This window comes from Azospirillum sp. P4_B5 (assembly GCF_056402275.1).
In genome coordinates, this window is record NZ_JBFUHT010000090.1 from 1 (window position 1) to 7889 (window position 7889).

Annotated in this window: 4 protein-coding genes; 1 reads left to right on the forward strand and 3 read right to left on the reverse strand. The window is 68.8% G+C overall.

The window, feature by feature from the left end; all coding sequences use genetic code 11:
- Positions 1 to 298 precede the first annotated feature (298 nt).
- Both AC1DVI_RS31575 and AC1DVI_RS31580 read right to left on the reverse strand, forming a co-directional pair.
- Positions 299 to 619: a DUF1127 domain-containing protein gene (locus AC1DVI_RS31575; RefSeq protein WP_476961344.1), complete on the reverse strand. Its 321-nt coding sequence runs from the start codon at positions 617 to 619 to the stop codon at positions 299 to 301.
- Positions 576 to 1685, reverse strand: a complete 1110-nt coding sequence (locus tag AC1DVI_RS31580; RefSeq protein ID WP_476961345.1) for a class I SAM-dependent methyltransferase — start codon at positions 1683 to 1685, stop codon at positions 576 to 578. Before AC1DVI_RS31580 ends, AC1DVI_RS31575 begins: the two co-directional genes overlap by 44 nt.
- A gap of 255 nt (positions 1686 to 1940) precedes the next feature.
- On the opposite strand from AC1DVI_RS31580, the gene AC1DVI_RS31585 reads away from it, so the two are divergent.
- Positions 1941 to 3656, forward strand: coding sequence for a tetratricopeptide repeat protein (locus AC1DVI_RS31585; RefSeq protein WP_476961346.1), 1716 nt, complete (start codon positions 1941 to 1943; stop codon positions 3654 to 3656).
- Positions 3657 to 3661: 5 nt separating this feature from the next.
- Here AC1DVI_RS31585 and AC1DVI_RS31590 read toward each other — a convergent pair whose 3' ends face one another.
- Positions 3662 to 7588: a BTAD domain-containing putative transcriptional regulator gene (locus AC1DVI_RS31590; protein WP_476961347.1), complete on the reverse strand. Its 3927-nt coding sequence runs from the start codon at positions 7586 to 7588 to the stop codon at positions 3662 to 3664.
- Positions 7589 to 7889 lie beyond the last annotated feature (301 nt).

Consider the following 7889-nt stretch of genomic DNA (forward strand, 5'->3'; position numbering starts at 1 on the left):
ATCTCCTCCGGCTGACGTAAGCGGACAACCTTGCTAATCTCGTCCATGGCGTATCGCTCCCTCGTGGAGGTTCTGGCAGGCTTCGTCACCCGCCTCGATACGCCGCCTTCTTCAGACCGTCATCACCCACTTTCCCGCATAGCTCTCCGAGCAAGATAATGCCGCGACTGGCGCGCTGCCACCGTTCCCCTGACAACGCCCCCGCCACTTCATCGCACACCCGGTTCGCTGCCTGCCGGACGCGCCCTATCATCCTCCCCCCAAGTTTGCGACGGTCTCCGCGCGGATTGCCTTCCACTTATCGTCGCCTACTGAGCCCCTGCTGGGCCAAGCACATGATTTCGCACCGATTGACGCCAATGTCCTTCAGAGTCCAATCATCGATCTCCTGGAGAGAGGCCATTGTCCGGCGCATCCGGTGCCCTTCCCCAAGGCGCACGAGAAGAACGTCAGCCACGCTACGCCACGCGGCAAACCCAACGGTATTGCGATCAGCGCGCAGCACCGCATGAATGGATGTGGACGACATGGTTGTCTCCTGTTCTGAATAGTTGCTGGCCCGGCTTGCCGGCCAATCAGGGCTCGCGCCGGCAGACGTAATAATCGTTCTGCAGATCATGCGGCAGCTGTTGCACCGTGACGTTCATGAAACCGCGTTCGCGCAGCATCGCAATGGCCGTTTCCCGCCCCCACATCGCCCCGAACCCAGCACCGTCCTGGGCCAGCGACACGGTCATGCAATGCATGCAGGACACGGTGTAGAGCAGCGGTCCGATGGGATGGTCGATGTTGTTGTGGTGGTGGCACGAGGCGTGGATGTCCTGCATCAGGAAGGTGCCGCCGGGCCGCAACGCGCGAGCGACGGCGCTCAGCACGGTTCCCGGCTCCTTCTGGTCGTGGATGGCGTCGAAGGCGGTGATCAGGTCGTAGCGCGCCACCTCGTCCAGATGCGTCAGATCGGCCTGGGCGAAGCGGATGTTGCCCGTCCCGTGCTGAATGGACTCCGTGCGCCCGCGCCGGATGGCCTCCACCGACAGGTCATAGCCGGTGAAGCGGCTGTTTGGGAATGTCCGGGCCAGCAGGTTCAGCGCCCGGCCGCTGCCGCAGCCGACGTCCAGCACGTCGATGCCGGATTCCAGCCGCTCCACGATCTCCGGAGCCAGGGGCAGAATCTGGTCGATCAGCGCCCCCAGCACGGTCTGGCCGCTGTCCTCGGCCATCACCTCATGGAAGCGGGCGAAGGCCTCGTACGGCACCCCGCCACCCTTGTGGAAGCACTCCACGATGCGGTCCTCGACCGAGCCGAGCAGAGGGATGTACTGCGCATAGACCGCGACGTTGCCCAACGGGCTGGACCGCGTCAGCGAGGCCGCATGCTCCATGGGCAGGGCGTAGCGGCCGGTGTCGGGGTCGAGGGCGACGAAGCCGCCCGTCACCATGGCGCCCAGCCATTCGCGAACATAGCGCTCATTGAGTCCGGCGGCTTGCGCGATCTCTCCGCTGGTGGACGGCGGCAGCAGCGCCATCCGGTCGAACAGGCCGGTGCGATGGCCGATCGAGGTCATCAGCGCCATGGCGCCGCCGTTCAGCACGCCGATCAGCCGTTCCGCGAAGGCGTCGGCCCGGCCCTGGTCGAAGCTGTCGGTCACGGTGGCGGTGCTGTCATGAGAGGTCATGGCGGTCATCGGGGCGTTCCTTTCCGGATACGGGGAATGTCGTGGCCGCACCATGCCCCCTCGCCCGTCTGCCGCCCGTCATCAGGCGCGTGAATCGTGCGTGAATTCGCACAGCGGACCCTCACGCCATGGCCCGATTTCGTCTTTTCCCCTCGCCGCGGCGGTTTTCACGCCGCTTTCACGCTCCGCATGACGGGCGGCTGACAAGCCGGAGGCTAGCGTTGGGGCCTATCGTTCCCGCCAGAACAGCAGGGAGAACACGCCGTGGCCCGCATTCCGTACCCTTCCACGTTCCTCGCCGTCGCCGTGCTCGCCATGGCGTGTCCGGCGAGCGCACAAGACCATTCGATGCACCGCCCGCTCAAAACGGAAGTGAAGCCCTTTACCGAGATGGGGACCGGAGCGACCGGCCCGCTGGACGCTTCGGTGGACCTGCTCGACGGTCTTGGGACGCTCTCATGGTCCGTCACCACCGCCAGCCCGCAGGCCCAAGCCTTTTTCGACCAGGGGCTCCGCCTGTCTTACGCCTTCAATCATGGGGAGGCGAGACGCGCCTTCCGCAAGGCGCAGAGTCTCGATCCCGCCTGCGCCATGTGTTTCTGGGGCGAGGCGCTGGTGCTCGGCCCCAACATCAACTGGCCGATGGAGCCGGATGCCAACGCGCCAGCCCTGGAGGCCCTGCGGCAGGCGCAGGCCCACGCCGCCCACGCCACGGACCGGGAGCGTGCTCTGATCGACGCCCTCGCCCGCCGCTACGCGGAGGGTGCGCCCGCCGATCGCAAGGCGCTCGACGCGGCCTACGCCGACGTGATGGCCGAGGTCGCAAGGCGGTTTCCCGAGGATGCGCAGATCGCTGTCCTGACGGCCGAGGCGATGATGAATTTGACGCCCTGGGATTACTGGGCGGACGCCGGCCGCACGCCGAAGGGGAGCACCGCGGACATCGTCGCGACACTGGAACGAGTGCTGGCGTCCGATCCGGAGCATCCCGGCGCGATCCACTATTACATCCACATGGTCGAAGCGTCCAACCGGCCCGAGCGGGCGGAGCCCCACGCCGACCGCCTCGGCCGGCTGATGCCGGCGGCGGGGCACATCGTGCACATGCCCTCGCATATCTATTACCGGGTCGGCCGCTACAAGGACTCGCTGGAGGCCAACCGCGGCGCGGTGGCCGCGGACGAAGCCTACTTGGCGAGGGTCAAAGCCTCCGGCCTCTATCCCGGCGCCTATTACCCCCACAACATTCATTTCCTGATGGTGTCGGCGCAGATGGCCGGCGATGGACCGACCGTGGTCGCCTCCGCCGACAAGCTTGCCAGGACTGTCACCGAGGAGGCGGCGCGGACGATCCCGTGGGTCCAGCCGATCAAGGCCGCGCCCTATTTCGCGCACGCCCAGTACAGCGCGCCGGCCATCGCCCTTGCGCTGCCTGATCCCGGCGACGAGCTTCCCTACGTCAAGGCCCTGTGGCACTACGCCCGCGGGGTGGCACAGGCGGCGGCGGGCAACGGCGCCGAGGCGGCGCGCGAGGCGGAAGCCATCGACACCATCGTCCGCACCACCGATTTCACTGGCCTGGACGCGGCCGGCATTCCGGCGGACCGCATCGCCACGCTGTCCCGCCATGTGGTGCTGGCACGCATTGCGCAGGCGCGCGGTGACCTGGAAACTGCCCTCGAGGAATTCCGCGAGGCCGCAACCATCGAGGACACGCTGTCCTACATGGAGCCGCCCTACTGGTATTATCCGGTGCGGCAGTCTCTGGGTGCCGTCCTGCTTCAGACCGGGCAGGCGGAGGAGGCGGAACGCGCCTTCCGCGCCAGCCTGACGAAGACCCCGCACAACGGCTGGGCGCTCTATGGTCTGACCGAGGCGCTGATGGCGCAAGGCCGCACCGCCGAAGCCGAGCAGACCGCCGAGCGCCTCGCCCGCTCATGGGCCGGCGATCGCAGCCAACTGGCGCTGAACCGGCTGTAGGCGCATCAGGCGGTCAGCGCGTCCTGCACGCGCTGGATCGGGTGGACGAAGCCGACCCGGCGGCACTCCTCCAGCGCGTCTATGAGGCTGCGCCGGGTCGCCTCGTCGCGCAGTCCCCGGCCCCAGCGGGCCAGCGCCTGGCCGCGCGCAGCGAACAGCGTGCACCAGGGCAACGGCTCGGCGGCCGCGTAGTTCTCCAAGGCTTGGGCGTAGCGCTCCGCCAAGGGCCAGTCGTGCAGATCCAGCGCCGTGTCGATGGCGTCCCGGTAGAACTGCAAATGATTGTGGCCGACGCTTCCGCAGGCCAGCAACGCTTCCCCCTCGTCCAGCCGCGCGCGCCGGGCGGCCGGGTCGTCGCAGCACAGGGCCAATTCCGACAGGATCGACGGCCCCATATAGCCAAGCCCTGTTTCGCGGGCGAGGTCAAGCGCCCGGTGCAGCAGGGCACAGGCGTCGGAACGACGGCCGGCCAGGCGTTCCAGCTTCGCCTCGAACGCCAGATGCTCCGCTTCGAAGCGCAGCGCACCGAGTTGTTGCGTCAGTGACCGGGCGCGGGCAAGATGGTCGCGACCGGAGGCCGCATCACCCAATTCGAACAGGATCTCGTAAGCGACGAGATGCGACAGCATTTCGGCCCGGCGATGGCCGATGTCGTGGGCCGCTCGGGCGCCGGCGCGGGCATCCTCCACTGCGCCGCGCGGGTCGTTGAGGTAGAGGCGCGTGATCGCAACCATATAGAGATTCGACACTTCGACACGCGGCAGATCATGCTCGCGGGCGAGTGCGACGCAGCGCTCGAAATGCTCGCGCGCGGTCACCATGCGGCCGTGGGCGTAATGAGCGTCGCCCAGCCCGCCCAGCGCGGCGATCTCCAGTTCCGCCGCCCGGGGGTCCACCGCTCGGGCCTGCCGCGCCCAGTCGAGCGCCGCCCGATGCTCGCGCAAGCAGCCATCCAGATCGCCGCGCGGAAAGCAGAGGTTGCCGCGCAGGTGGTGGACCCGCGCCCGTTCGCCGGTCAGTCCGGCGCGCACCGCCACCGCTTCGGCATCGGCCAGCGCCGCCATGGCGCCGTCCAGGTCCTCCGTCACCCGCTTGCCGGCTGCCAAGCCGAGCAAGGCCCGGCAGCGTTCGGCATCATCGTTCGCAAGATCGCGAGCGGCGGCGAACGCCTGCACCGCCGCCGGGGCTTCGCCCAGCGCGTCGAGCAGTTCTGCCCGCAGATAGGCAAGCGCGAAGCGTTCCGCGCGCGTCCCGGCTAGGGCGAGCCCGCGCTCGGCGAGGCCGACCGCACGCTCGAACCGGAAATCGGCGGCGCACAGTTCCGCAGCGCGAGCATAGGCCGCGACGGCCGTGGAGTCGTCCGCCCGGTCGAGGTGCTCGGCGTGGCGCACCGGGTCGCGGGCGGCGTACCAAGCGGCGGCGCGCCGGTGCAGGTCGCGCCGCCGCGAGCGCAGGAGCGCTCCATACACCGCCTCCTGCACCAGGGCGTGGGCGAACAGGAACGACTCCCCATCCGGGCGGATCAGCGCCTGGCCGAGCAGCGCGGCCACGCTGAAGTCAGGCTTCTCGATCAGGTGTCGCAGCGCATCAAGCGTGAATTGCGGTCCCAGGATCGAGGCCGCCTGCAAGGCCTGCCGGTCGAGCGGGGCAAGCGCGTCGGTCCGCGCCAACACGATCCCGTGGATGGTTCCGGGTACGTCCTCCCCATCGCTCTGGCTGCGCAGCAGCTGGTCGAGGAACAACGGATTGCCCTCCGCCCGCTCCACGCAACGAAGCACGCGCCGTGCCCCCGCGTTGGCATAGGTGCTGGCGAGGGTCACGGCCTCGTCCCGGCGCAAGGGCGCGAGGTCGAGGGTCAGCACCGGAGCCCCACCGATGGCGGCACGCCATTCGGCGCCGAGCGGATCGCCCTGAACACGGGTGGAGATCACCAGCATGGCGCGGCATTCCGCAACCACCGCCGCCAGCATGGCGAGATAGGACAGGGTCTGTGCGTCGGCCCAGTGCACGTCCTCCACCACGAGAAGCAGGGGCTGTGCGGTGCTCCGGGCGCGCACCAACGCGGCGAAGGCTTTGCGCCGGCCACGATCGCGCGCGGGGTGGTCCAGCGCCTTGTACACCGCCTGGAGGTCCGGCGGCAGCGGTCGGTCCACGATTGGATAGAGATGCAGGCGGGCATCCGCCGGCAACAGCCCCCCATCGGACAGCCCCCCATTGGGCAGCCGGTCGTCGAACAGCCGGTCGATATCGGCTGGCGGTCCGGCAAGGCTGCGCACCAAGGCCCGCAGCGCGTCTTGCCCGCGACCGACGCCAACCTCGATCACAACGCCGACGGCACTGCGGAACCCCGCCTCGGCGGCGATCCGCTGGAATTCGCCGACAAGGCGGCTTTTCCCGATACCGGGATCGCCGCGAAGGTGGATGGTCGTGCCGATGCCGCTCTCGCGGCACCCGTCGAGTGCCGCCCGGAACTGGCGCAGTTCCGCCTGCCGCCCCACGAAGGGATGACGGGCCGGCCCCACGCCGCCGTGCAGTCCGCGCAGACGCCAGGTGATGGCTTCCTCTCCGTCCGACACCGGCTCTACGTCCACGCGGTCGCCGAGGGCGCCGCGCATCCCGTCACACAGCAATGTTTCTCCGGAGGCGGCGCGCGCCGCCAAACGCGTGGCGTCGTGCATGGCCTTGCCGGTGACGGTCCCGCCGCGTGCGCCATCCACCACGACCAGACCGCAGGCGACGCCGGCCCGCACGCCCATCCCCTTCGCCACACGCCCTAGTTCCGTCTGGATGTCCAGCGCTGCGCGCGCCGCGCGCCACGGATCGTCGCCGAACGCACGCCGAATACCGAAGGCCGCCAGGGCCGTATCGCCGCCATGGCGCACCGTCTGTCCGCCATAATCCCTGGCGATCCGGTCGATGCGGTCGAACAACCCTGTGGAGAGGGTGTGCGCGTCCTCTGGATCGAGCGAGGCGCCGGCCTCCTCCACACCGGTCAGGCCGATGCACAGGATGGCCGCGTACCGCAATTCGGGCTTAACGGCGGGACCGGAGGCGGCGGGCTGCGGCTCCGGTGGAACGGGCTCCGGTAAAACGGTGGGTGTGCCCGGCTCCTCGTTTCCGGACGGGAACATTGCGGACGGGGACGTGTCCAGCAGAGGTGGCGCAGCGGGGGCGGAGCCATCGCGGGCGCGCCGGCGGTCGAGAACCTCACGGAACACGCGTTCGGTTCCCGGTTCGGGCAGGACGCCCAGCTCGCGCTCCAGCAGGCTGCGGCAGGTCTGATACTGCTTCAGCGCCGCAGCGTAGCGTCCCTGGCGGGCATAGAGCTGCATCAGCGCCCGGTGCGCTGGCTCCTGCAACGGATCGAGCGCCAAGATGCGCAACGCCGTGCGGACACCGGCTTCCGTCGTGCCGGCCTCCAACGCGGCATCGAGCCGTCGGGTCATCGTGGAGAGCGCCAGTTCGCGCAGGCGCTGTCGTTCAGCCATCAGCCAGTCATCAAAGGTCGGCGCGCGCAACGCAACGCCATCGAAGAGGTCTCCCCGATAAAGCTCCAGAGCGAGATCCTGCGCTTCCACCGAACCGGTAGCCATCCCCTTCGCCACCGCTTGTTCGAACGCGGCAACGTCGGTTTCGACGCAGCCTGAGGCGAGCGCCACCATGTCGCCTTCGGCCAGCAACAGCGGCGGGCCACCCTCTGCGGGCAGCCGGCGCAAGGCGGCGATCACCTGACGCAAGCTGCTGCGGGCCTGGATGCCCGGGCTGTCTTCCCAAAACAGGGCGGCAAGTTTGTCGCGGGATTGGGCGTGATCGGGGCGCAGGGCGAGGTGCACCAGCAGGGCCATCGCCTTTCTGGTGGTGAGCACGACCGACGAGCCCGCAGCCGTTCGCAATTCGAACCCGCCGAGGAGGGACAACCTCCAGGCGTCCATGGCGACTCCACACTGAAATGGTCCATGGCGAGGCCGACATGACACAGGCTGCCACCAAACGATGTGTGCCGCCAGACCAATTCCGCCTATCTCCACCGTTGGAGACCGTCGCAAACCTGGGGGGAGGATGATACGGCGCGTCCGGCAGGCAGCGTCCGGTTCCGCCGTGAGTTGGTGAAGCGTGGCCTGGACCGCGTTCTCTTCGACGCGGTCGGCGACCAGCTTGCCGCGCGTGGCGTCGTTGTCCGGACCGGCACACTTATCGACGCCACGGTCATCGCCTCGGCGAGCGTCAGCGATC